We start from the raw sequence: 23155 nt of genomic DNA, 5'->3' as shown, positions 1-23155 counted from the left end.
GAGGGGACCCGATGACCCGCACCGTGATCCAGGGCGGCCTGGTGGTCACCGCCGCCGAGGAGATGCGCGCCGACGTCCTGATCGAGGGCGAGCAGGTGATGGCCCTCGCGGCCAGCGGCAGCTCGGTCGCCGACGGCTGGGGCGCCGACCGCGTCATCGACGCCACCGGGATGTACGTGATCCCGGGCGGCGTCGACGCCCACACCCACATGGAGCTGCCGTTCGGCGGCACCGCCGCCTCCGACACCTTCGAGACCGGCACCCGGGCCGCCGCCTGGGGCGGCACCACCACCATCGTCGACTTCGCGGTCCAGTCCGTCGGCGCCTCGCTGCGGGCCGGCCTGGACACCTGGCACGACAAGGCCGAGGGCCGCTGCTCCATCGACTACGCGTTCCACATGATCATGTCGGACGTGAACGAGTCCACCCTCAAGGAGATGGACCTGCTGGTCGAGGAGGGCGTCACCTCCTTCAAGCTGTTCATGGCCTACCCCGGCGTCTTCTACAGCGACGACGGCCGGATCCTGCGCGCCATGCAGCGCGGCGCCGACAACGGCGGCCTGATCATGATGCACGCCGAGAACGGCATCGCCATCGACGTCCTGGTCGAACAGGCCCTCGCCGCCGGCAAGACCGACCCGCGCTACCACGGCGAGGTCCGCCGCGAACTCCTCGAGGCCGAGGCCACCCACCGGGCCGTCAAACTCGCCCAGGTGGCCGGCTCCCCGCTGTACGTGGTGCACGTCTCCGCCGCGTCCGCCGTCGCCGAACTCGCCGCCGCCCGCCGCGAAGGACTGCCGGTCTTCGGCGAGACCTGCCCGCAGTACCTGTTCCTGTCCACCGACAACCTCGCCGAACCGGACTTCGAGGGCGCCAAGTACGTCTGCTCCACCCCGCTGCGCCCGCGCGAGCACCAGGCCGCGCTCTGGCGCGGACTGCGCACCGACGACCTCCAGGTGGTCTCCACCGACCACTGCCCGTTCTGCTTCGTCGGGCAGAAGGAGCTCGGCCGCGGCGACTTCTCCAAGATCCCCAACGGTCTGCCCGGCGTGGAGAACCGGATGGACCTGCTGCACCAGGCCGTCGTCGACGGCCACCTGACCCGCCGTCGCTGGATCGAGATCGCCTGCGCCGCCCCGGCCCGGATGTTCGGCCTGTACCCGCGCAAGGGCACCATCGCCCCCGGCGCCGACGCCGACATCGTGATCTACGACCCGACCGCCCGGCAGACCATCTCCGCCACCACCCACCACATGAACGTCGACTACTCGGCCTACGAGGGCCGGGAGATCACCGGCAGGGTCCGCACCGTGCTGTCCCGCGGCACCGTGGTCCTGGACGGCGAGGCCTGGCTCGGCCGCGCCGGACACGGCCGCTACCAGCCCCGTGCCACCTGCCAGTACCTCGGCTGACACCCTAAGGAGAAGCGTGGACATCGGACTCGTCCTCCAGACCGACCCGCCCGCACGGCTGCTGATCGACCGGATGAAGCGCGCCGAGGCGGCCGGCTTCAGCCACGGCTGGACCTTCGACTCCGCGGTGCTCTGGCAGGAACCCTTCGTCATCTACAGCCGGATCCTCGCCGAGACCGAACGGCTCACCGTCGGCCCGATGGTGACCAACCCCTCCACCCGCACCTGGGAGGTGACCGCCTCCCTGTTCGCCACCCTCAACGACATGTTCGGCAACCGCACCGTCTGCGGCATCGGCCGCGGCGACTCCGCGATGCGGGTGGCCGGCCGCAAACCCGCTACCCTGGCCCGGCTGAGCGAGGCGATGCACGCGATCAAGGAGCTGGCCGAGGGCCGCACCGTCGAGGTCGACGGCACCGAGATGCACCTGCCCTGGGTACGGCCCGGCGCCGAACTACCGGTCTGGATGGGCGCGTACGGCCCCAAGGCGCTCGCCCTGACCGGCCGCCGGGCCGACGGCTTCATCCTGCAGCTGGCCGACCCGTTCCTGACCGAGTGGATGGTCAAGGCGGTCCGCGACGCCGCCGCCGAGGCCGGGCGCGACCCCGCCTCCGTCACCATCTGCGTGGCCGCGCCCGCCTACGTCACCGCCGACGACTCGCCGCAGGCCCTCGCCCACGCCCGCGAACAGTGCCGCTGGTTCGGCGGCATGGTCGGCAACCACGTCGCCGACCTGGTCGGCCGCTACGGCGAACACTCCGGCATGGTCCCCGAGGAGCTCACCGCCTACATCAAGGAACGCCAGGGCTACGACTACAGCCACCACGGCCGCGCCGGGAACCCCGACACCACCTTCGTCCCCGACGAGGTGGTCGACCGGTTCTGCCTGATCGGCCCGCCCGAGGCGCAGCGCGCCAAGCTGGCGCACCTGCGCGAGCTCGGCGTCGACCAGTTCGCCGTCTACGCCATGCACGACGCCGTCGAGACCACCATCGACGCCTACGGCGAGCAGGTCATCCCGACGCTGGCCTGACCCCCGCGTCCCGACCCCGCGTCCCGATCCCGCGTCCCGATCCACCGCCGCCCGACTCCGACTGCTCCCGGCGGCCACCCCTCGTACGGGTGGCCGCCACCCCCACACCCGGAGGCAGCCGCCCATGTCCACGCCCACAGCGCAGACCACCCAACCGGACGGCCGGGTCGAACTCGCCGACGGCGCCGACCTCTCCGACCACCGCTTCGCCAACGAGGACCTCCGCCCGGTCCCCGTCGCCCGCCGCCGGTGGACCACCTACAACTTCATCGCGCTCTGGGTCGGCATGGCCCACAACATCCCGTCCTGGACCCTGGCCTCCGGCCTGGTCGCGCTCGGCATGGACTGGAAGCAGGCGGTGTTCACCATCGCCCTGGCCAACCTGATCGTGCTGGTCCCGATGATCCTCACCGGCCACGCGGGCACGAAGTACGGCATCCCGTTCCCGGTCTTCGCCCGCGCCTCGTTCGGGCTGCGCGGCGCCAACCTCCCGGCCATGATCCGGGCGGCGGTGGCCTGCGCCTGGTTCGGCATCCAGACCTGGATCGGCGGCGAGGGGATCTTCCTGCTGGCCGGGAAACTGCTCGGCCACGGCTGGCAGACGGCCGCCGAAATCGGCGGGCACCCGTGGACGCAGTGGCTCTCCTTCCTGCTCTTCTGGGCGATCCAGATGGCGATCATCGCCCGGGGGATGGAGACCCTGCGCCGGTTCGAGAACTGGGCGGCGCCGGTGGTGATCGTCGGCGCCCTCGCCCTGCTGGCCTGGATCACCGCGAAGGCGGGCGGACTCGGGCCGCTCCTGGACCAGCCCTCGGAGCTCGGCTGGGGCAGCGACTTCTGGAAGGTCTTCTTCCCGGCCCTGATGGGCATGATCGGCTTCTGGTCGACGCTCGCCCTGAACATCCCGGACTTCACCCGTTTCGGTGGCAGCCAGCGCGCCCAGATCCGCGGCCAGGCACTCGGACTGCCCACCACCATGACCCTCTTCGCCTTGCTCTCGGTCCTGGTCACCTCCGGCTCCCAGGCCGTCTACGGCGAGGCGATCTGGGACCCGATCGCGCTCGCCGCCAAGATGGACAGCACCGCCGGGATCCTGTTCGCCCTCTTCATCGTGCTGATCGCCACGCTGTCCGTGAACATCGCCGCCAACGTGGTCAGCCCCGCCTACGACCTCGCCAACCTGCTGCCCCGCTACATCAACTTCCGCACCGGCGCGCTGACCACCGGCGTGATCGGGATCCTGATCTTCCCCTGGAAACTGATCGAGGACCCGCAGATCTACATCTTCACCTGGCTCGGCGTGGTCGGCGGCCTGCTCGGCACCGTCGCCGGCATCCTCATCGCCGACTACTGGCTGCTGCGCCGCACCGCCCTCGACCTCGCGGAGCTCTACCTCCCCGGCGGCCGCTACTGGTACGCCGCCGGCTGGAACTGGCGGGCCGTCACCGCCCTGCTGGTCGGCGGCGTCCTGGCCGTCGGAGGCTCCCACGGCGGCCCCTTCCCGGCCGACGGCCTGATCCCCGCCCTGAGACCCCTGGCCGACTACGGCTGGGCCGTCGGATTCGCCTCCGCGCTGCTGCTCTACACCGCCCTCACCGCCGGTTCCCGGCAGCGCGGCGCCGACAGCTGACCCCGCACCGCGGCAGGGTACGGACAGGGGCCGCCCCCATCCCGGGTGGGATGGGGGCGGCCCCTGGTGACTCCGCGGTGACCGGTCTGCCGGTCTACTGCCGGACGAAGGGCTCGCTGTCCTCCGGGGCGTAGGCCAGGTCCAGGTGCGGCTGACCTTGATCCGTGGAGTACAGGAAGAACAGGTCACACGTCGGGCCACCGGCGGCGGCCGTCAAGGTGACCTCCGTCGCCGGCCCGACGGAGTCCAGATGCGAGGGGCGCCAGGTACCGGTGAACTTCGTGTCGGCCGGCCACGACCCCTTGTGACACAGGGTGGGAGGCAGGCCCACCTCTCCGAGCGCACCGTTGTCGAGGAACTGGACCGAGCCCAGGTTCGGCGACTTCCAGGACCCGACGACCTGCCGCGCCCTGTCCTCGTCCGTCTGCACGCTGCAGGACACCGCCAGCGGCAGGACGGCCACCAGCGAGCCGACCAGGGAACGGACGCCCCTCCGGCGTGACCCCACGGGGCCGCTCATCCGACATCTCCCTTCCGGATCGGGTTACTCGAAGTCATTGGGTCGGGCATAGTTCCCACCGGTCATGTAGTTCCTTGCCTCCCTGGTGATCGCATCCCTGAGCTGGGACTCCGAGGCACCGGGGTTGGCTGCGGCGATCTTCGCGCCCATCTGGCGGCCGTACTCGTTGTTCACGAGGTCCGAGAGGTGGTCGGCATAGTTGTGGCCTTCCCGCTCGCCGTACGCCTCGTGGGCGTCCGCGACCATCTCGGCGGTCTGGGCCCCGTACTTGGCCGTGATCATGGCCTGCCAGGTGAAGTGCCGGAAGGCGTTCTGTCCCTCGTTCTCCTTCCCAGGGTAGGCGTCCGCCGCCACGTTCGCGGACCAGCCGGTGATCTGCTTCACGTCGTAGCAGTCGGCCACGCCGATGTACGCACAGACCATCAGCTCCGACTTCTTGGCCTTGCCGGTCGCGATCTCGTCGTACGGCTCGGCCCCGGGGATCTGCTTCTGCCCGGGCACCGTCTCGTACTTGAAGTTGGTGTTCTGGCGGTACTCCCGCTCCAACTGCTCGCCGTAGGCCCGGCGCGCCTTCCTCATCTCGTCCGCGACGTTGGTCGGCAGGCTGCCGGTCCACCCGGCCGGCTTGACTCCCACGCTCACCAGGTACGCGGCCAGTGCGGCCTTCCGGTACGGTTCCTCGGCCTTGTTCTGCGCGACGATCGCCTGGTACCTCGGGCCCTCGCCGAGGACCTCCGTCCCGCCCCGGCAGCGGTACATCCCGCTGGCGCACTCCTCCAGGGCCAGCCCCGACGGGTCGCTGTACCTGAGCGGGTTGTTGTCGCTGTAGGTGTAGGCGGCCAGGGACTGGGGGTCGGTTGCGGCGAAGAGCGGGTCGGCCGAGATGAAGCGGCCGGTGGTGCGGTCGTAGTCGCGGGCTCCGAGGTGGGTGAGGCCGGTGGCCTCGTCGACGCCGCCGAGGAAGCCGCGGGTGCCGGACCAGCTGGCCGGGGCGGTGCCACGGGTGTCGCCGAACGGGGTGGTGCGGCGCTGGTTGAGGGTGCCGGTGGTGGCGTCGATGGTGAGTTCGGCGGTGCCGTGGTGGTCGTTGACCTGGAAGGTGACCTTGTTGTCGTCGGTGCGGACGGCGGTGGCCGTGGCGCCGAGCGGGTAGTAGCGGGTGGCGGTGGCCTTGGCCGCGCCCTTGACGAGGTTGAGCTCGGTGGTGCCGAGGTGGAGCGTCCAGTTCTCGGCGGCCGGGTTGGCGGTGTCGAGGGTGTGGCCGATCAGCCGGTTGCCCGAGGTGTCGTAGAGGTAGTCGGTGGTCCTGGTGGTGGTGGTCGCACCGTTCTTGACGGTGTCGGCGACCTGGGCGAGCCGGCCCTCGGTGTTCCAGGTCAGGACCTGGTCGCTGGTCCGGGTGCCGCCGGGCCTGAGGTGCCGCTCGGTGGTGTTGCCGGAGTCGTCGTAGGCGTAGGCCTGGGTGACGGGCGTTCCGGTGCCGCCGGTGACGGTGCTGGTGCCGGTCAGGGTGTGCGGCCGGGCGGCAGTGGGGGCCGGGTAGGAGTAGGCGGTGGTGGCGTTGTTGGCGGTGTTGCCCGCCGGGTCGTGCCGGGTCTCGGTGGCCCGGGTGCCGTTGGTGTTGTAGGTCCAGCCGGTCCAGTACGGAGCCGGGCCGCCGAGCGTGGCGCCGGTCGGCGAGGCCGGGCAGGAGCTGCCGGTCGGGGTGAACGCTTCGGTGAGGCGGGTGAGGTAGTCGTAGGTGAAGCACTGCCGGTCGGTGCCGGAGCGCGAGGTGTCGGTGACCGAGGTGACGTTGCCGGCCTGGTCGTAGGTGTAGGCGGCGGCGCGGGCCGCGCCGGTGACGCCGTACTGGTCGGTGCGGCTGGAGGCCAGCCGCTGGGTGCCCCACTCGTAGCCGAGGGTGACGTAGGTGTCCTTGTCGGCGGTGCCGTTGCTCAGCGTGGACTGCAGCGGCTTGCCGGTGAGGCTGTAGCTCTGGGCGGTCAGGTACTTGCTCAGGCCCTCGGCCGCGGTCATCCGGCGGAGGCCGTCGTAGGTGAACGCGACCGACTCGGAGGCGAGGTTGCCCGCGGCCGGGTAGGCGACGGACTTCACCAGCCCGTCGAGGCGGTAGGTCGTGCCGCTGGTGTACGAGCCGGCAAGGTTCTCCTGACCGGGGACGGACGGGACGGTGACGGTGGTCCGGGTCGGTCGGGACAGCGTGTCGAACAGCGAGTAGGTGGTCCTGTACTCGTAGGTGGCCGCGCCGACGGTGCTGAACCGTGAGGCCGTCGACAGTTGGCCCTTGTTGCCGGACGGGTCCCAGGTCTGCGAGGTGAGCAGCGGTCCGGTGGCCGGGCCGTCGTGGGTCTCGATGAGGCGGCCGAGGTTGTCGTAGACGCTGGAGACGGTCTTGCCGCGGCCGTCCGTGGTGCTGGTGACCTCGCCGCGGGCGTTGTACGCCTTCGTGGCGGTGCCGCTGTCGGGGTCGACGGCCTTGGTCTGGCGGCCGAGCTGGTCGTAGAGCCAGGTCCACACGGTGCCGGACGGGTCGGTCAGCTTGTTCAGGTGACCGGCCGGGTCGTAGCCGTAGGTGGTGGCGTCGTACGCGCCGGTCGGGGTGGCCGACTTGTACTGGCGCAGCTCGGTGGTGCGGCCCGCGGCGTCCGTGATGGTGGTCGTCGGGATGTCGCCCTGCGGCGGGGTGACGGTGACGCGGTCGCCGCCGTACTCGGTGAGCGTGGTGGACAGCGGCGTGCCGACGCCGTTGCCGGCGAGGGTGGTGGCCTTCACCACGCGGCCGAGGCCGTCGTAGGTGTTGGCGGTCTGGGTCTCGACGCCGGTGGCGTCGTCGACCTTGAACAGGGTGGTCGACGGGGCTCCGGTGGCGTAGTAGGCCGCGTAGGTGAGGGCGGCCTGGCCGCGCTCGTCGTAGAAGGTGTCGGTGAGGATCCGGCCGCCGTTGTCACCCGGGGCCTGGGTCTGCCGGACGCGGCCGAGGCCGTCGTACAGGGTGTAGGTGGTGGCCTGCGAGCCGTCGGCGTTGAGGGTCTTGCTGGTGACGGCGGTGATCGCCCCGGCCGCGATCGCGTACGCGAACTCGTGGTTCGGGGTCTGCCCGCTCGACTTGAGGCGGTCGGGCCGCCAGACCTTCAGGGAACGGCCCAGGGCGTCGTACGTGAGATCGCTGCGACGGCCGGTCGCGTCGATGGTGCTGGTGCTCAGACCGCGCATCAGGTCGTAGTCGACCGTGGTGGTCTGGGCGGTGGCGCTGTTGCCGGCCGTGGCCGGAGGTGTGGTGAGCGTGGACCTGGTCGCCCGTCCGGTGGCCGGGGTGTAGGCGTTGGTGGTGGTACGGGCGTCGGTGGACGCGGTGGTGACCGGGCCGGTCGCACCGGTGGTGTCGAACACGGTGGCCGAGACCAGCGCGGTGTCGGTCAGCTTGCGGCCGTACAGGTCGAACGTCGCGGAGCTGTCCAGGTAGGTCGCGCTGGTGCCGGTCTGCGACTTGAGCGTCTCGGTGAGCGTGACGTCGCCCTTGACGGGTGCGGCGCCGTACGCCTGGCCGTCGTAGCGGAGCCGGGTGTCGGCGAGGACGACGGAGGTGCCGTCGGCTCGCGTCCCACGGCTGACGCCGGTCGCGCAGTCGGCGGCCACGGCCTCGGTCCGGGTGACTCCGTTGAGGATCCAGGACGAGGTGTTGTCCGCGTACGTGGTGCGGGTGCACTTGTCGTCGGTGGCCACGGCGACGTCGCCGAGCTCCTCGATCTGGGTGGTCCGGCCGTAGGTGTCGAACGTGGTGTTGCTGCGGGTCTCGCGCCAGGCGTTTCCTGCGCCCTTGTCGAGCGAGGTGAAGGAGCGGGTCGCCGCGGTGCCGGTGAGGTTGGCGGTGGTGGTGCCCCAGTCGCGGACGCGGGTGGCGGTGGTGCGCTTCCAGGGGGTGTTGACGGCCTTGGTGAGGATCGTGCCGCCGGGCTTGTCGTACTGCTCGGTGCGGTACTCGACGCCGGCCCAGGCGTCGTCGTCGGTCAGGGTGGTGCCCTGGCCGTCGTCGACGGTGACGGTGCGCTTCTTGGACTTGTCGGCGGGGTCGTTGCGGTCGCCGTCCATGCCGCGCAGGTAGTAGTGGTCGGCCTGGGTGGACATCGCGGAGACGCCGCCGGTCTCGACCTTCACGTGGGCGTAGCCGCGCCACTGGGACCAGGTCTTGAGTTTCTCCTTGGTGATGCCGTCCTCGTCGTCGAAGTGCCAGGCGGCATCGCCGAGGTAGGTGTAGTGGGTGACCATGTCGGGTGCGCCGCCGGTGCGGTCGGTGGCGATGACCGCGTCGACGACGTACTTGTTGAACCACTCGGTGGTGACGGGGGTCTCGTCGGAGGCCTGGTACTGCTGGGGGAAGCAGCGGGTGGTGTTGGTCTGCGGGGTGGGGAGGCTGTTCCAGTCGCAGGCCGGGGCGCTGTAGTTGACGTCGGTCTGGCCGCCGAGTTCGTCGGTGATGGTGCCCAGGCGCTGCTTGATGAAGGGTGCGCGGCCGTCGCCGACCTTGTCGAGGCGGTTGGCGAGCTGCTTGTAGGCGAAGGTGGTCTTCGGCAGCGTGATCGACGGGGTGGCGGAGGAGCCGGTGTGCTGGACGGAGTCGAGCAGCAGCTGGTAGTCGAAGTCGGCGGTGCCCCACTTGTGGGTCAGCGCCCAGCTGTCGACGGCCGCGTAACTGCCGTCCGCCTGGAGGGTCTTGGCGGTGACACCGGTCAGCCGGGTGCGGGTGAAGAAGGTCGGCGAGAACTGGCCGCTGCAGTCGGTCCCGGCCTTGCAGTTCCGGTCCCAGGGGGGTGTCGTACCAGTACTGCCGCTTGGCGTCGATCTGCGCCGGGTCGCAGTTGGCGGCCGTGGTTTCCAGGCAGCGCTCGGCGGTGACGAACTCCACGCGCCCGCCGGGCTTGACGGTGGCGGAGTACAGGTCGCTCTGCCGCTGGCCGTACTCGATGTGCTCGAGCGAGCCGCCGCGCACATAGGGGGTGCGGTCGGTGGACTTGAGGTTGCGGCCGTAGTTGTTGGTCTCGGGGGTGTACCAGTAGGTGATGTCGTTGCCGTGGGCGTCGACCACCAGGTCCAGGTTGAACCGCCAGCCCTGCTGGCACCACGAGGACGCGAAGTCGGCGCCGTTGCACGGCTCGCCGGCGTTGTTGCCGAACACCGGCACGGTGTAGACGGACTTGGTCTCGGGCTTGCCGCTGCTCCAGTTGGGCAGGCGGTTGTAGCCGAAGTAGTAGCTGGTGCCGTCGGTGGTGGTGGCGCGGAAGTACTCGCCGTCGTTGTCGCCGTTGCCGCGGGCGCCGTCGCGCAGGCGGACGACCTTGGTGTTGTCGTCGCCCTTGAGCCGGAACTCGTCGCCCGAGACCGGGATCAGTTCGCCGGAGTGCCCGGCGAAGCTGATGGTGGCGTTGTCGGTGGCCCAGCACAGGTCACCGGGCTTGTTGTTGTTGGTCTTCGGCGCGCCGTCGTCCGCGCACGGCTTGTAGGTCCGCTCGACGAAGCCGGGGGACAGGTCGAAGCCGTCGCCGGCCCAGGAGGCCTGGTTGTTGGTGTTGGCGGTGCGGCCGTCGACGGATCCGGAGCTGTAGGACAGCCCGACCTTCGGGGTCAGCCCGCCCGGCATCGCGGTCAGCGGCATCTCGTAGGACCAGCTGAACGAGCCGCTGTTCAGGGAGGTCGACCAGGACGACGCGGAGGACAGCGGGGTCGCCTTGTAGTCGCCGACCGGACCGGAGGTGGTGGCCGTGGCCGCCAGGACAGTCAGCGGGCCGGAGGTCGCCCGGAGGCGCATGGAACCCGCGGGCTGCGGCTCGGCCAGCGTCACCGCGTCCGCGGTGACGGTCTGCTGCTCGACGTTGTTGCCGCCCGGCAGCGGCGTCGGGGTACGGCACGCCTCCAGCTCGGGCGTGGTCAGCACGCACGCCGGCAGCTGCACCAGGCGCAGCCGCGAGCCGTACCCGGCGCCGCCGGCCTGCGCGAACGCGCTGTAGTCGACGCCGATCTTCGCGGTCGTGCCCTCGGTGCTCTGCGGCGCGGAGACGCTCAGCAGCACCCCGGATATCCCGGCCTTGCGCGCGATGTCCTGGCCGAGGACCTCGACCTTGGCCGCCACCGGCGCACCGGACGCGGCGGTGACCGGCTCCAGGGAGACGGGCAGCTTGCCCGCCTTGACGGCCCTGCCCGCCTCCGCGGGCAGCGTGACCGTGGCGCTGTCGGCGCCGGGCCAGGTGGTCCGCCCGTCCTGCGGCCTGCTCACCGTGGTGTCGGCCTTCGCGGCCTTGACCTTCCCGGTCGAGCCCTTCACCGGCTTCTCCGGGGATGCCGCCGACGGCTTGGTCCAGTCGGCGGCCGACGCGGTGGCGGCCAGCGGCAGTGTCGGCAGCAGCGACCCGACCAGCGCCGCCGCCACCAGGGTGGCGGCTCTGGCCCGGGGCCGTCGTGCGGCTGCCCGTTCCGTACTCATTCGTGTGCTTCCTTCGGTGTCTCGAACAACAGGAAAATCAGGGGAAGTCAGGGGAAGTCAGGGCGGCGGGTACGCGGGTGGCGGCCCGGTGGGCGCGCTCGACCGGGCCCCGGGGTACGCCGGTTCGGTGGTGCGGGGTGCGGGGTGCGGGGTGCGGCCGCTACGGCCGGTGGACCCGGATGCCGGCGGGGTCGCCGGAGCGGAATCCGCCCTGGGCCGAAGGGCCGGCCGTGGAATGCCGGTGCTCCACGGCGGAGCCGCTCACCGTCGTGGTTGGCCGGGTGGGGGAGATGTCGGCCCAACTGCCGTTCTCGCGGGCCTGCTTCGGTGCGACGTGGGCCGTCGGCCCGGGTGGGCGGCCGCGGTGGCCGGATTCCCGGGCCGGTCCGAGGGCGGCGACGTGGGCCCGACCGGATCGCCTGCAGAGGATCCCGGCGCGAAAGTCACGGGTTTCACGGGGAGTACGGCGGGTGTGGTCACCGCTGTGCTCGGCCGGGCGTGTGCGGCCCTTCTCCGTCTGACTCGTACCGACGATTCCATGGCCCCCGCCCCCGTGATTTGATCATCGTGCGGGAGTCATTCTCATGGAATATTAAGGTATGTCAATGCGCCAACGGGTAGTAATGGGTGGGTCAACACGCTGCCGGGCGTGCGTTTTCGCCATCGGCGTGATGAACGCGGACATATACCCCTCGGCTGCTGTGATGCAGATCACCGGAAGGGTTGGGGCGGTGGGCGCGTGCCGCGCGCTGCGGCCGGTGTCGCCGGGTCCGCAGTCGGACGGCCTCCGCCGGCGCATGATCCGCGCCGCCGAAGGCCGTGGGCCGGGGGCGATGAGGTGCGTCATCGACTCCCGGGAGGTGAAGGTTTCCGCGAACGCCCCCGCCGCGGTGGACCTCGGGGGTGAGGCGCCCGGTCAGAGCCCGAAGCGGTCGCGCTGCGCGGCCGGCACCAGGTCCGTGTAGTCCGGGTGCTTGCCGATCCAGCCGCGGATGAAGGGGCAGTAGGGGAGCACCGCGAGGCCCTGTGCGCGGGCGGTGTCGAGGGCGGCCCGGGCGAGCTGCCCGGCGAGTCCGCGACCGCCGAAGCGGGGGTCGATCTCGGTGTGGATGAAGGCGATCTCGTTCTCGTACCGGTGGTACTCGGCGAAGCCGGCGAGTTCGCCGTCCTCGGAGATCTCGAACCGGGAAGCGTCCTGGTTGTCCGTCACATCGGTGGCCATGGGTACTCCTTGCTCGGGGCGGTGCGGAGGTCCGGCGCCGCTTCGAGAGGTAGTTTATAATTGAACCAATGATTGATCAACCACCGCCCGCTCAGGCGACCGCCGGGGCCGCGCAGGCGCGGGAGCGGGCGGAGGCGAGCACCTCGAAGGACTCGGGGGCGCGGGCCACCGCCTGGCCGATCGCGATGTGCTCGCGGATGACGCACTCGCGGATCCAGTCCTCCAGGTACTGGTCGGCGACCGCGCCCGCGCTCGGCCGGATCTCCAGGCGCAGCCGCTCGGTGGGCTGGCCGCGGTCGACCACGACCGGCTCGACGTCCTCGACCTCCGCGAGGCGGCGGACCAGGGCGACCAGTTCGGCCCGCGACAGCCGGGCGCCGCGGAAGCCGAGGACGTCCCCGGCGGCGTCCAGCAGCCGCAGGGCCGGGGCCGGGTCGCCGCACGAGCAGGCGGTGAACTCGCCGTAGGCGCCGGTGCGGTAGCGCAGGACGGGGGCGACCTGGCTGTCGTGGACGGTGGTCACCAGCACCTCGCCGCCCCAGATCTCGACGTGCTGGTGGCCGAACGGGTGGAAGGTGTTGCGGTCGCAGCCGGGGCCGTTGTGCCCGATCGCCCAGGCCTCGGGCGAGCCGTAGAGGCTCCACACCTCGGCGCCCGGGAGGGTGCGGCGGACCAGCTCGGCGGTGCCGCTCTCCAGGCCGGAGTCGACGCAGATCACGGTGCGGGCCCAGGTGAGCGGGTAGCCGATGTGGTGGCAGTAGGTGAGCAGGGCGCGGATGGTGGCGGAGTCGGCGGCGACGGCGGTGCCGCCGAAGCCCTCCAGTAGGCCGAGCCACTGGGCGAACTCGTGCTCGCGGAAGGCCTGGAACGGGATGGCCGAGGCGCCGGCCCGGGCGGCGAGCGCGTTGCACAGGTCGTAGCCGGGCCAGGTCCGGCTGCCCGGGCAGAGGTTGATCAGGACGTCGCGGCGGCGCAGGGGCCGCCAGGCGGCCATGATGTCGGCGGCGAACAGGCTCGGCGGCACCAGGGTGACGGTCGGCCGGCCGAGCGTGCCGCCGCCCACGTAGAGCGCGGCGCCGCTGTCGTGCAGGAAGCCCTCCTGGACGCGGTCCCAGATGGCTCGGCTGAGTTCCTCCCGGGACAGCGGCGGGATGTCCCGCAGGTCGGGGGCCGGGTGGGTGCGCAGGGGCTCGTACTTGGTGCGCAGGCGGCCGAACCCGCGGGCGCGGTCGAGGGCCTGGCGCAGTTGCCGGGCGCTGGGCGGGCCGGGGCGGCCGGCCCGGCCGGGACGGGGGCGGGGGTCGTGGAGGTCTGCCGCCGGGAAGCCGCCGAGTGGTTCGCCGCCGGTCACCGCTAGTGGGCGCGTCATGGTTCCTTCCAATCCGGAGATGAGGGTGAACCCGCATGCCTTGCAATGGGGTTCGGTGGGGTGGAGACTGTCGGACCAGGCGGTGGCGCAGGTGTTCGGCGCGTGTGGTCGCCGACCCGTGACCGGCCGCGGTTCAGGGCCGGGCGTGCGGCTGCCCGGGCGGTGTCCGCCCTCCCCGATGCGACAGCTGTGGCAGTACCCCGGATCTCACGTCCTGCTCATGGAACATCACTCTCACGCATCGGCCTGGCGATATCTAGGGGAAGTTTTTCCTGGTAGAACAGCCCGAGCGTCGGTGAAACATGAATTGACTGTGACCTGACACGAGTGGTGGCCGAGCGGTCCTGCGCCCGGCGGTCGACCGGTCCGCGAGCCGCCTGCGAGCCCCCCGCCGCCCGCCGTCAGTCGTCGAAGCGGAAGGTCATGATCATCAGGCGTGAGCCGGGGGAGCCGAGCGGCTGCGCGGTCGCCATCCGCAGCCGGCCTGGGCCGAACTGGGCGTGGACGATGGGCCGTTCGTCGCCGTCCGGGTGGATGTAGGCGTCCAGCGGGCCGTCGTAGATCGGCCCGGCGCAGGGGTCGGCCTTGACCTCCGCGTCCAGCCGGGCCAGGTCCTCGTTCTCGGGGTAGGTGGCGTGCGCGGCCCGCAGCTGGGAGAGGATCGCCGGGGCCCAGGTCCGCTCCCAGTCCGGCAGTGAGAACTCCCGGGCCTCCTGGTCGAGGGCCATCCAGCGCATCACGTTGGCGGGCATCTGGCCGCGCGGGAACATCGCGGCGGCCGCCGCGTTGTGGGCCACCACGTTCCAGCCCGCGTCGTTGACGTACGCGATGTGGGTGATGCCGTCCACCACGCCCCGCCAGACGTCCGGCAGCGGATCGGTCTTGGCCGGCGCGAGGGCGCACGGCGGCTGGTGGCCCGCGCCGTACAGCCACAGGGCGGTCCACTCGCGTTCGCTCATCTTCAGGGTGCGGCCGACGTCGCGCAGGAACTCCAGCGAGGGGTTGTCGAGGTCCCCGCGCTCGAACCGGCCGTACGTCCCCTCGGCGCGCATCAGCAGCCGGTCCATCTGGTACTGGGAGAGGCCGACGGCGCGGCGGCCGCGCCCTTCCCGGCGCTCGAAGCCGTACGCGGACGGGTCCACCCGGCCGCGGCATGCCGTGAGCAGTTTCTGCAGTGCCTTTCGATCCACCTTGGAGTCCCCACCTTCTGCGATCCGACGCGGTGTCAGCCGACCTGTTCGACCCGGTCCCGTCTTCGCGGCCCCCGCCGGGAGGGCCTTCGGGATCCGGTCCTCGGGGCTGCGTCGCGCCGGGGGTCGGGTGTGGCGGATTCGTGATGCCGACGTGTCGATACTATGGCGTTGGAGGTGGGGGAGGGTTCGGCGGCCGGGGTCCGGGCGGCGGGCGGTGGAGGGGGTGCCGCCGGGCGGGGGGCCGGGGCGCCGTGGGGAGCCGGGCGCACGATTCCTCCCCTCGGCGCGGTGCCGGCGTCTGCCCGGGACCGCTGTTGACGATGCGTCAGAAAGTATTCATATCAGTTTGGATAACGTCAAGTTTCCCCAAACGCAGCTCATACCTCCAGGTCCGGGCGGTCGGCGGCCGGTCCGCGGACCCGACGCCGAAGGGCGGGCGCCCGTGGAGGCGCCCGCCCGTGTCCTGCCCGGTCCGTCCGGTCCGGCCGGTTCAGCCGATGGTCAGCACGGCCTTCCCGGCCACTGCGCGCTCGCGCACCGCGGTGAGTGCCTCCTCGATGTGGGCCCAGTCCTTGGTGAAGGAGACCCCGACGTCCAGCCGCCGGTCGGCGACCAGCCGGGCGAGGGCCGCGAGGTCGGGGCCGACCGGTGCGCCGGTGACGAACACGAAGTGCCGCAGCACGGCCTGCTCGTGGCCGCCGAAGAACTGGAAGAAGTCCACCGGGGTGCTCTCCCCGGAGGAGTTGCCGTAGCTGAAGACCGTCCCGCCCGGGCCGACCAGGTTCAGCGCCGACGCCAGCGAGGTGCCGCCCACCGACTCGTAGACGGCGTCGAACGGGCCGTCCGCGGCGGCGATCTCGGTGACCACGGCGGCGGCGCCCAGCTCGTTCAGGCCCTTCGCCCGTACGGCGTCGCGGGCCACCGCGGTGACCTCGGCGCCCGCCGCGGACGCCAGCTGGACCAGGATCCGGCCGACCCCGCCCGCCGCGCCGGTCACCAGGACCCGGCGCCCCAGCAGGGTGCCGGACTCGCGGACCAGCCGCAGCGCGGTGAGCGCCGCGACCGGCAGGGTGGCGGCCTCGGCGAAGCCCACGGCGTCCGGCAGGGCGGCCACCGCCTCGGCGGGGACGGCGATCCGCTCGGCCCAGCTGCCGTCCGCCAGCGACAGCGCGACCACGCGCTGCCCGGCCGTGAAGCCGTTGGAGCTCTCCAGGACCACACCGGCGACGTCCCAGCCGGGACGCCAGCCCTCGGGGCTGCCGGGGAGGTTGAGGATCTCGCCGCGGTTGACCGAGACGGCCTTGACCTCGATCAGGACCTCGCCGTCGGCGGGCAGCGGCTCGGCCACCTCGGCGAAGGCGACGCCGCCGGTGGCGGGGGTGTTGACGATGGCTCGCATGGGATTCCTTCGGATCGGTGGAACGGGAGGTGTCGGTGCGCCGGGGCCGGCGCCGGGAGCGGCCGCCGGGCCCGGTCCGGGGAGCGGGCCCGGCGGCCGGTGGCCCGCTCAGCTCTCGCGGCGGTCCGCGAAGCCGGCCAGGTAGGTGGCGGAGAGGTCCTTGTCGCCGTGGCCCTGCTCGACGGCGCGGGCGAAGCGCTCGGCGACGGCGGCCGCCATGTCCAGCCGCAGCCCCGCCCGGACCGCCTCGTCGACGATCAGGCGGGCGTCCTTGGCGGCCGTGGCCAGGGCGAACTGCGGCGCGTAGTCGCCCTTCAGGATGGCCGCGGACTTGCCCTGGAGGTATCCGCTGTCCAGGCCGCCGCCCGCGATGGTGTCGGTGAACAGCCGGGGCTCCAGGCCCAGGCCCTCGGCGAGGGCCAGTGCCTCGGCGGCGCCCGTCACGGTCGCCAGCACCCAGCTGTTGACGACCAGCTTGAGCCGGGTGGCGGTGGCGGTGGCCGCGTCGGTGCCCAGCCACAGGGTGCGGGCGGCGATGGCGTCCAGCACCGCGGCGGCCTGCTCCCGGGCCTCCTGCGGGCCGGTGCCGAAGACCAGCAGCTGGCCCTGTTCGGCGGGCTGCCGGGTGCCGAGCACCGGTGCGTCGATCAGCCGCAGGCCGGTGCCGGCGGCGAACGCGGCCAGGCCGGCCACCGCGCCGACCCCGACGGTCGAGGTCTGCAGCCACACCTGGCCGGCCGTCAGGCCGGGCCGGGCCGCCTCCATCGCGGCCAGCACGGCCGGACCGTCGGTCACCATGGTGATCACCACATCGGCGCCGCGCACGGCGTCGGCGGCGCTGTCGGCCACCACGGCTCCGGCCGCGGCCAGCGGTTCGGCGGCGGCCCGGGTGCGGTTCCAGACCCTCAGCTCCAGTCCGGCACGCCGAAGGCTTCGCGCCATGCCCGCGCCCATGATTCCCGTACCGAGGAGCGCGCAGACGGGCGCCTTCACAGCACGCCCTTGTCCGAGCCGCCCTCGTGCAGCTGGCTGAAGGTGGAGATGTCCAGCGGCTGGGCGAGCAGGTCGCCGATCTGCTCGGCCAGCTGCTGCAGGTGGGGTGTGGCGAGGTGCCGCTCCAGGGCCTCGGCGCTGGTCCACCGCTCGACCGCGACGAAGGTGTCGGGGTCGTCGATGCCCTGGTGCATGGAGTAGTGCAGGCTGCCCTCCTCCTCGTGGGTGGGGGAGATCACCGCGCGCAGCAGCCGCTCCACCTGGTCGCGCTTGCCGGGCTTGGCAACCGCCCGTCCGACCACGGTCACTTCGGTCATGTTCCTCTTCTTCCAGGCGTGTTGGGTCGAACCATCAAAGGTCTGTGTGTGGGTACAGACCTTATCAATGTTCGATCTCTTATAGTAGGCCGCCGGTGGCCGGGCCGGCCGCCGGGCGCGGTCCGAACAGGGTGCGGAGCTCGTCCTCCAGCCGGTCCAGGTCGCCGCCGTGCCCGTGCGCCTGGACGTGCCCGTCGGGGCGGACCAGGTGGTAACCGGGCCGGCCGCAGGCGCCGTGCGAGGTCAGCGCCGCGCGCTGGACCGTCACCAGGCGCAGCTGCGCCCGCTGCCCGGCCAGCCGTTCGGCGCGCCGGAGCCAGCCGTCGGCGCCCGGTCCGGGGGTGACCACCAGGTGCCAGCGGTCGGGGTCGGCGTCCGGTCCGGCGATGGCCAGCGGGACGGCGACGGCCCGGGGGAAGACCGACCCGACCCGCACCCGGCCGGGTATCCGCGCGGCGAGCCGGCAGCCGGTCCGCCCGCCGGGCAGCTGGTCGGCGCGGTGCACCGGGTACGCCAGGCGCCGGCCCGCCATCACCGGCCCGTACAGCCGCTCGGCCAGGCCCGAGCGGTCGCCGAGCCGGAACGCCGCGTCCCGCAGCCCGGTGCGCAGCGGCCCGGAGGTGAGCCAGGCGCGGGTCTGGGTGTCGGTGTCGCGGACCACCCGGCGGGCGACGGCCTGCCGCTCTCCCGCGTACTCGGCCAGGGCCGCGCCGGTCAGCCGGCCGCCGAGGTGGGCGGCGATCCGCCAGGCCAGCGCATGGGCGTCCTGCAGGCCGGTGTTGAGGCCCTGCCCGCCCGCGGGGCTGTGCACGTGGGCGGCGTCCCCGGCCAGGAAGACCCGGCCCAGGGCGAAGTCGGCGGCGTGCCGGGCGTGCACCCGGAACACCGACTGCCACACCACGGGTTCGGTGATCCGCACCCCGCGGGGGCCGCGCTCGTCCACGATCCGCTGCATCCGTTCGACCGAGACGGGCTCGCCCGGCGGCAGTGAGCTGAAGAACCGGAAGACCCCGTCGGGCAGCGCGACGATCACCAGGGCCCCGTCCGCGGACTGGTAGTACAGCGCCCGGTCGCCCGGCAGTTCGCCGTCGATGTGGGCGTCCACCAGGGCGAACGCGGTCTCGTAGGTGCTGCCGGAGAATCCGGTGCCGATCTGTCCGCGCACCGCGCTGCCGGCGCCGTCGGCGCCGATCACGTACGGCGCGCGGAAGCGCTCCAGGCGGCCGCCGGCGTGCTCCAGGACCGCGGTCACCCCGGTGGTGCCGTCGATCCGGCCGGAGAAGTCCAGGCCCTCGAGGGCCAGCAGCCTGACGCCGTGTTCGACCTTGCCGCCGAGCCCGGTGAGCCTGGCCCGGATGATCCGCTCGGTCTCGTTCTGCGGCAGGCACAGCGGGGTGAGGTCGCCGGGGAACCGGAAGGTGGCCAGCGGGCGGCGCTCGGAGAAGTAGCTGAACGCGGTGATCGGCACCGCGGCCCGGCGCAGCTCGGCGAGGATGCCGAGATCCTCCAGCAGGTCCAGGCTGCGCGGCCACATCAGCAGCGCCTTGGGGAACGAGGTGGTGTCCGGCGAGCGGTCGACGATCCGGACCCGTACGCCGCGGCGGAGCAGTTCGGCGGCGGCCAGCATGCCGACCGGTCCGGCGCCCACCACGAGGACGTCGACGTCGTGGTGTTGTCCGTCAACTCCGTTGCGCTGCAGGTCGGATGACGTGTCGATCGGATCTGGGGCGGGGTGCTGCCCGGTCGGCCTCGTGGTCATCGTGACTACCTCCTGTGTCGGCTTGACGCGAACCATTCGACATCTTATGGTCATGCAAGGCCGTACATCAATCCGACCACTGACAGGGGGTGTTGGGGTGAGTGCCGTCGCACAGGCCTCACAGGCCGCGGCACATCCGGACGGACGCCGGAGCGGGAGCGCGCCGACGCTGGTCGCCGTCGCACTGGCCAGCGTGCTGCTGCCGCTGACCGTCACCGGTCCGGCCGTCGCACTGCCGGAGCTGGCCGCCGCCGTGCACGCCGGGAACGGCGCGGCGCAGTGGGTGCAGAACGCCTACGGCGTCACCTTCGCCGCCTGCCTGCTGGCGGCCGGGGGACTGGCCGACCGGTTCGGCCGCCGCCGGGTGCTGCTCTGGGGGATCGTCACCTTCATGGCGATGTCCGCGGTGGCCGCCGCGGCCGGTGACATCCTGGTCATCGACCTCGCCCGGGCCATCCAGGGGGTCGGCGCCGCCGGCATCCTCACCTCGGGTGCGGCGATCTTCGGGGCCTCGTTCACCGGCCGGGCCAGGGCCCGCGCCTTCGGCATCCTCGGCGCCTCGTTCGGCTTCGGCCTCGCACTCGGCCCGCTGGTGGCCGGGGCGCTGGTCGCGGCGACCGGCTGGCGCAGCGTGTTCTGGATGAACGTGGTGCTGGGCGCCCTGGTGCTGTTCCTGGTCCCGAACATCGCCGAATCCCGGGACCCGGACGCCCAGCGGGTGGACTGGGCGGGGCTGACCACCTTCAGCGCGAGCCTGTTCTGCGTCGCGATGGTCTTCGTCCAGGGCCCGGAGCACGGCTGGGCCTCGGCCCCGACGATCGGGGCCGTGCTCGCCGCCGTGTTCTTCATGCTGCTCTTCGTGGTGGCCGAACTCCGGGTCGAGCGGCCGATGTTCGACCTGTCGCTGTTCCGCCGCCCGACCTTCGTGGTGGTGGTCTGCCAGCCCTTCACCATCACCTTCGGCTTCGTGGTCCTGCTGGTCTACCTGCCGCAGTACTTCCAGGGGGCCGGCGAACGCAGCACCACCGTCTCCGGCGCCCTGCTGATGCCGCTGACCCTGCCGGTGCTGGTCCTGCCGCTGCTGCTCAGCCGGGTGGCCGACCGGTTGCCGCTGCGGGTGATGCTGGCCGCCTCCTCGGTGCTGATCACCGTCGGGTCGCTCTGGCTGCTGGTCCTGCAGCCGCACCAGAGCGCGGTCCAACTCATCGGCCCGCTGCTGGTGTTCGGCATCGGGGTGGGCAGCGCCTTCGGCATCATGGACAACGCCGCGGTGTCGGTGGTGCCGCCCGCCCGCTCCGGGATGGCCTCCGGGATCTTCAACACCATGCGGATCACCGGCGAGTCCATCGCCATCGCCGCGGCCGGCGGCTTCCTCGCCAGCATGACCGCCTCCCGGCTCGACGGCCGGACCGCACAGGCACCCGCCCGGCTGGCCGGCGACGCCGTCCAGGGCCGGATCGACCCGGACCCCGCGGTCCGCGCCCTGCTGTCGGACGCCCTCACCTCCGCGATGCACACCGCCTTCGTGATCCTCGCCGTGCTGGCCCTGGCCGGCGCCGTCGTCACCTTCCTCGCGATCCGCGAGAAGGACCTCCAGCACCCCTGACACCCCGACAGCCGTACACCCCGGCACCCGCACACCCCGACACCGGTGCACACCGGCACCGGTCACTCTCCGAAAGGCATCACCCTGTGAAGACCCGTCCCTTGGGCAGCACCGGCTGGAACGTGGGCGAGATCGGCCTGGGCTGCATGGGCATGAGCTTCGCCTACACCCCCGGACTGCGCGACGACAGCGAGTCCGAGAAGGTCGTGCACCGCGCGATCGAACTCGGCGTCACCCTGATCGACACCGCCGACGTGTACGGCCCGCACACCAACGAGGTGCTGGTCGGCCGGGCCCTGCGCGGCCGCCGCGACGACGTGGTGCTGGCCAGCAAGTGCGGCCTGGTGGTCCGGGACGGCGACATCCTGCCCGACGGCCGCCCCGAGCACATCCGGGCCGCCGCCGAGGGCTCGCTGACCCGCCTCGGCGTCGAGACCATCGACCTCTACCAGCTGCACCGGGTCGACCCGGCCGTGCCGGTCGAGGAGACCTGGGGCGCGATGGCCGAACTGGTCACCGCCGGCAAGGTGCGCCGGATCGGGATGTCCGAGGCGACCGTCGCCGAACTGACCGCCGCCCACGCGATCCACCCGGTCTCCACCGTGCAGAGCGAGCTGTCGCTGTGGAGCCAGGACCAGCTGGACGAGGTGGTGCCCTGGTGCGCCGCCAACGACGCCGCCTTCATCGCCTACGGCCCGCTCGGCCGCGCCTTCCTGACCGGCGCCATCGAGGCCGGCCACCAGCTGGAGGAGGGCGACTGGCGCCGCGGCAACCCGCGCTTCCAGCCCGAGACGATCGCCGCCAACCAGCACGTCGCCCGGGGCGTCGCCGCGGTGGCCGCCGCCCACGGCGCCACCGCTGCGCAGGTCGCCCTCGCCTGGGTGCTCGCCCAGGCCGGGCACATCGTGCCGATCCCCGGCACCAAGCGCACCGCCTACCTGGAGCAGAACGTCCGGGCCGGTGAACTCACCCTCACCGCCGAGGAGGTCGACGCGCTCACCGCGCTCGGCCGCTCCACCGCCGGCACCCGCTACTGAGCCCCCGCCGACCCCAACCAGAGAGGTTCCCCCCATGCGATACCGCTATCTCGGCGACACCGGCCTGGCCGTCTCGGAACTGTGCTTCGGCGCCATGACCTTCGGCGGCGGCGCCTCCTTCCTCGGCGCCCCCGACCGCAACTGGTCCGAGTTCGGCACCGTCGACGACCAGAACGTCGTACGGATGATTGAACTCGCCCTCGACGCGGGCATCAACTTCTTCGACACCGCCGACGTCTACAAGAACGGCAAGGGCGAGGAGTTCTTCGGCCACACCCTCAAGAAGGTCCGCGACAAGGTCATCATCGGCACCAAGGGCCGCTGGCGGGTCAGCGGCGACGGCCCGAACGACTTCGGCTCCACCCGCCACCACCTCTACGAGGCCGTCGAGTCGAGCCTGCGCCGCCTGCAGACCGACTACATCGACCTCTACCACCTGCACGGCTTCGACCCGCGGACCTCGCTCGACGAGACCCTGCGGGTGCTGGACGACCTGGTCCACCAGGGCAAGATCCGCTACCTCGGGGTGTCCAACTTCGCCGCCTGGCAGCTGATGAAGGCGCTCTCCGTCTCCGAGCGCCGCAACCTCAACCGCTTCGTCTGCTACCAGGGCTACTACAACCTGGCCGCCCGCGAGCTGGAGTACGAACTGGTCCCGCTCGCCGTCGACCAGCAGGTCGGCATCACCGCCTGGAGCCCGCTCGCCGGCGGCTTCCTGACCGGCAAGTACCGGCGCGGCGAGGGCCGCCCGGCCGGCAGCCGGCTCTCCGAGGCCACCCCGGCGGAGTCCGCGCCGCTCACCGACGAGGAGCAGGCGTACGACATCGTCGACGCCATGCAGGTGATCGCCGACGAGCGGGGCGCCAGCGTCGCCCAGGTCGCCGTCAACTGGGTGCTGGCCAAGCCCGGCATCACCTCCGCGGTCATCGGCGCCACCAAGCCGCACCAGCTGGAGGACAACCTCAAGGCGATGGAGTGGACCCTGACCGCCGACGAGGTCGCCACCCTCGACAAGGTCAGCGCCACCCGTGCCCCGTACCCGTACTGGCACATCGCGACCGTCGGCGCCGACCGGAAGCTCCCGGGCGACGTCTACCCCGCCTGAGCGGGTCCCGAACGACCGCCGGGCGCCTCGGCGTCCCCCCGTGCGGCGGGCGCCCGGCGGTCCCCTCTTCCCAGGCCGAAGG

Annotated in this window: 17 protein-coding genes; 8 read left to right on the top strand and 9 right to left on the bottom strand. The window is 72.1% G+C overall.

Annotated features, from left to right (window positions below):
- Window positions 1-11: 11 nt before the first annotated feature.
- From hydA to AC2TEW_RS18915, 3 genes are all read left to right on the top strand, one after another.
- A complete protein-coding gene (gene hydA / locus AC2TEW_RS18925) occupies window positions 12-1412 on the top strand; it encodes a dihydropyrimidinase (RefSeq protein WP_484624525.1) in 1401 nt (466 codons plus the stop codon).
- 16 nt (window positions 1413-1428) lie between these two features.
- A complete protein-coding gene (locus AC2TEW_RS18920) occupies window positions 1429-2445 on the top strand; it encodes a TIGR03842 family LLM class F420-dependent oxidoreductase (protein ID WP_484624524.1) in 1017 nt (338 codons plus the stop codon).
- Window positions 2446-2569: 124 nt separating this feature from the next.
- Entirely contained in the window at window positions 2570-4075 is a 1506-nt protein-coding gene (locus AC2TEW_RS18915) for an NCS1 family nucleobase:cation symporter-1 (RefSeq protein WP_484624523.1), read from the top strand.
- Between the two features lie 94 nt (window positions 4076-4169).
- Here AC2TEW_RS18915 and AC2TEW_RS18910 read toward each other — a convergent pair whose 3' ends face one another.
- Together AC2TEW_RS18910 and AC2TEW_RS18905 are read right to left on the bottom strand one after the other, a co-directional pair.
- Window positions 4170-4595, bottom strand: coding sequence for a hypothetical protein (locus tag AC2TEW_RS18910; RefSeq protein WP_484624522.1), 426 nt, complete (start codon window positions 4593-4595; stop codon window positions 4170-4172).
- Between the two features lie 24 nt (window positions 4596-4619).
- A complete protein-coding gene (locus AC2TEW_RS18905) occupies window positions 4620-9587 on the bottom strand; it encodes an RHS repeat domain-containing protein (protein ID WP_484624521.1) in 4968 nt (1655 codons plus the stop codon).
- Window positions 9588-10354: 767 nt separating this feature from the next.
- Here AC2TEW_RS18905 and AC2TEW_RS18900 point away from each other — a divergent pair.
- Window positions 10355-10600 carry a hypothetical protein gene (locus tag AC2TEW_RS18900; protein WP_484624520.1) on the top strand — a complete coding sequence of 82 codons (246 nt, stop codon included), beginning with the start codon at window positions 10355-10357 and terminating at the stop codon, window positions 10598-10600.
- Window positions 10601-10621: 21 nt separating this feature from the next.
- Window positions 10622-11635, top strand: a complete 1014-nt coding sequence (locus AC2TEW_RS18895; RefSeq protein ID WP_484624519.1) for a hypothetical protein — start codon at window positions 10622-10624, stop codon at window positions 11633-11635.
- Window positions 11636-11989: 354 nt separating this feature from the next.
- On the opposite strand, the gene AC2TEW_RS18890 is transcribed toward AC2TEW_RS18895, so the two are convergent.
- The 7 genes from AC2TEW_RS18890 to AC2TEW_RS18860 all read right to left on the bottom strand — a co-directional run bounded on the left by AC2TEW_RS18890 (window position 11990) and on the right by AC2TEW_RS18860 (window position 19325).
- On the bottom strand, window positions 11990-12295 hold the full coding sequence (locus AC2TEW_RS18890; RefSeq protein ID WP_484624518.1) for a GNAT family N-acetyltransferase: 306 nt from the start codon (window positions 12293-12295) through the stop codon (window positions 11990-11992).
- A 91-nt stretch (window positions 12296-12386) separates the two neighbouring features.
- Complete coding sequence (locus AC2TEW_RS18885) at window positions 12387-13664, bottom strand: phenylacetate--CoA ligase family protein (protein WP_484624517.1); 1278 nt, start codon at window positions 13662-13664, stop codon at window positions 12387-12389.
- A gap of 401 nt (window positions 13665-14065) precedes the next feature.
- Window positions 14066-14854 carry an MmyB family transcriptional regulator gene (locus AC2TEW_RS18880; protein WP_033822532.1) on the bottom strand — a complete coding sequence of 263 codons (789 nt, stop codon included), beginning with the start codon at window positions 14852-14854 and terminating at the stop codon, window positions 14066-14068.
- 493 nt (window positions 14855-15347) lie between these two features.
- On the bottom strand, window positions 15348-16256 hold the full coding sequence (locus AC2TEW_RS18875) for a zinc-binding dehydrogenase (RefSeq protein ID WP_484624516.1): 909 nt from the start codon (window positions 16254-16256) through the stop codon (window positions 15348-15350).
- A 108-nt stretch (window positions 16257-16364) separates the two neighbouring features.
- Window positions 16365-17249 carry an NAD(P)-dependent oxidoreductase gene (locus AC2TEW_RS18870; protein ID WP_484624515.1) on the bottom strand — a complete coding sequence of 295 codons (885 nt, stop codon included), beginning with the start codon at window positions 17247-17249 and terminating at the stop codon, window positions 16365-16367.
- Window positions 17246-17566, bottom strand: coding sequence for a putative quinol monooxygenase (locus AC2TEW_RS18865; RefSeq protein WP_484624514.1), 321 nt, complete (start codon window positions 17564-17566; stop codon window positions 17246-17248). The genes AC2TEW_RS18870 and AC2TEW_RS18865 overlap by 4 nt, the downstream gene beginning before the upstream one ends.
- 79 nt (window positions 17567-17645) lie before the next feature.
- Window positions 17646-19325 carry an FAD-dependent monooxygenase gene (locus AC2TEW_RS18860; RefSeq protein WP_484624513.1) on the bottom strand — a complete coding sequence of 560 codons (1680 nt, stop codon included), beginning with the start codon at window positions 19323-19325 and terminating at the stop codon, window positions 17646-17648.
- A 97-nt stretch (window positions 19326-19422) separates the two neighbouring features.
- Between AC2TEW_RS18860 and AC2TEW_RS18855 the strand changes: the two genes are divergently transcribed.
- The 3 genes from AC2TEW_RS18855 to AC2TEW_RS18845 all read left to right on the top strand — a co-directional run bounded on the left by AC2TEW_RS18855 (window position 19423) and on the right by AC2TEW_RS18845 (window position 23073).
- Window positions 19423-20931 carry an MFS transporter gene (locus AC2TEW_RS18855; RefSeq protein WP_484624512.1) on the top strand — a complete coding sequence of 503 codons (1509 nt, stop codon included), beginning with the start codon at window positions 19423-19425 and terminating at the stop codon, window positions 20929-20931.
- A gap of 86 nt (window positions 20932-21017) precedes the next feature.
- A complete protein-coding gene (locus tag AC2TEW_RS18850) occupies window positions 21018-21968 on the top strand; it encodes an aldo/keto reductase (RefSeq protein ID WP_484624511.1) in 951 nt (316 codons plus the stop codon).
- A gap of 34 nt (window positions 21969-22002) precedes the next feature.
- Window positions 22003-23073, top strand: a complete 1071-nt coding sequence (locus AC2TEW_RS18845; protein ID WP_484624510.1) for an aldo/keto reductase — start codon at window positions 22003-22005, stop codon at window positions 23071-23073.
- Window positions 23074-23155 lie beyond the last annotated feature (82 nt).

It is taken from the genome of Kitasatospora sp. NEAU-CNBT7, from assembly GCF_057220535.1.
Note: the sequence above shows the minus strand (reverse complement) of the source record. Positions and strands in the feature narration are given on the sequence as shown.

Bases quoted from the DNA above. Each gene is read 5' to 3' on its own strand.
- hydA (WP_484624525.1), top strand. From the start codon at position 12: ATGACCCGCACCGTGATCCAGGGCGGCCTGGTGGTCACCGCCGCCGAG.
- AC2TEW_RS18915 (WP_484624523.1), top strand. From the start codon at position 2,570: ATGTCCACGCCCACAGCGCAGACCACCCAACCGGACGGCCGGGTCGAA.
- AC2TEW_RS18910 (WP_484624522.1), bottom strand. From the start codon at position 4,595: ATGAGCGGCCCCGTGGGGTCACGCCGGAGGGGCGTCCGTTCCCTGGTC.
- AC2TEW_RS18905 (WP_484624521.1), bottom strand. From the start codon at position 9,587: ATGTGCGCGGCGGCTCGCTCGAGCACATCGAGTACGGCCAGCGGCAGA.
- AC2TEW_RS18890 (WP_484624518.1), bottom strand. From the start codon at position 12,295: ATGGCCACCGATGTGACGGACAACCAGGACGCTTCCCGGTTCGAGATC.
- AC2TEW_RS18885 (WP_484624517.1), bottom strand. From the start codon at position 13,664: ATGACGCGCCCACTAGCGGTGACCGGCGGCGAACCACTCGGCGGCTTC.
- AC2TEW_RS18875 (WP_484624516.1), bottom strand. From the start codon at position 16,256: ATGCGAGCCATCGTCAACACCCCCGCCACCGGCGGCGTCGCCTTCGCC.
- AC2TEW_RS18865 (WP_484624514.1), bottom strand. From the start codon at position 17,566: ATGACCGAAGTGACCGTGGTCGGACGGGCGGTTGCCAAGCCCGGCAAG.
- AC2TEW_RS18860 (WP_484624513.1), bottom strand. From the start codon at position 19,325: ATGACCACGAGGCCGACCGGGCAGCACCCCGCCCCAGATCCGATCGAC.
- AC2TEW_RS18845 (WP_484624510.1), top strand. From the start codon at position 22,003: ATGCGATACCGCTATCTCGGCGACACCGGCCTGGCCGTCTCGGAACTG.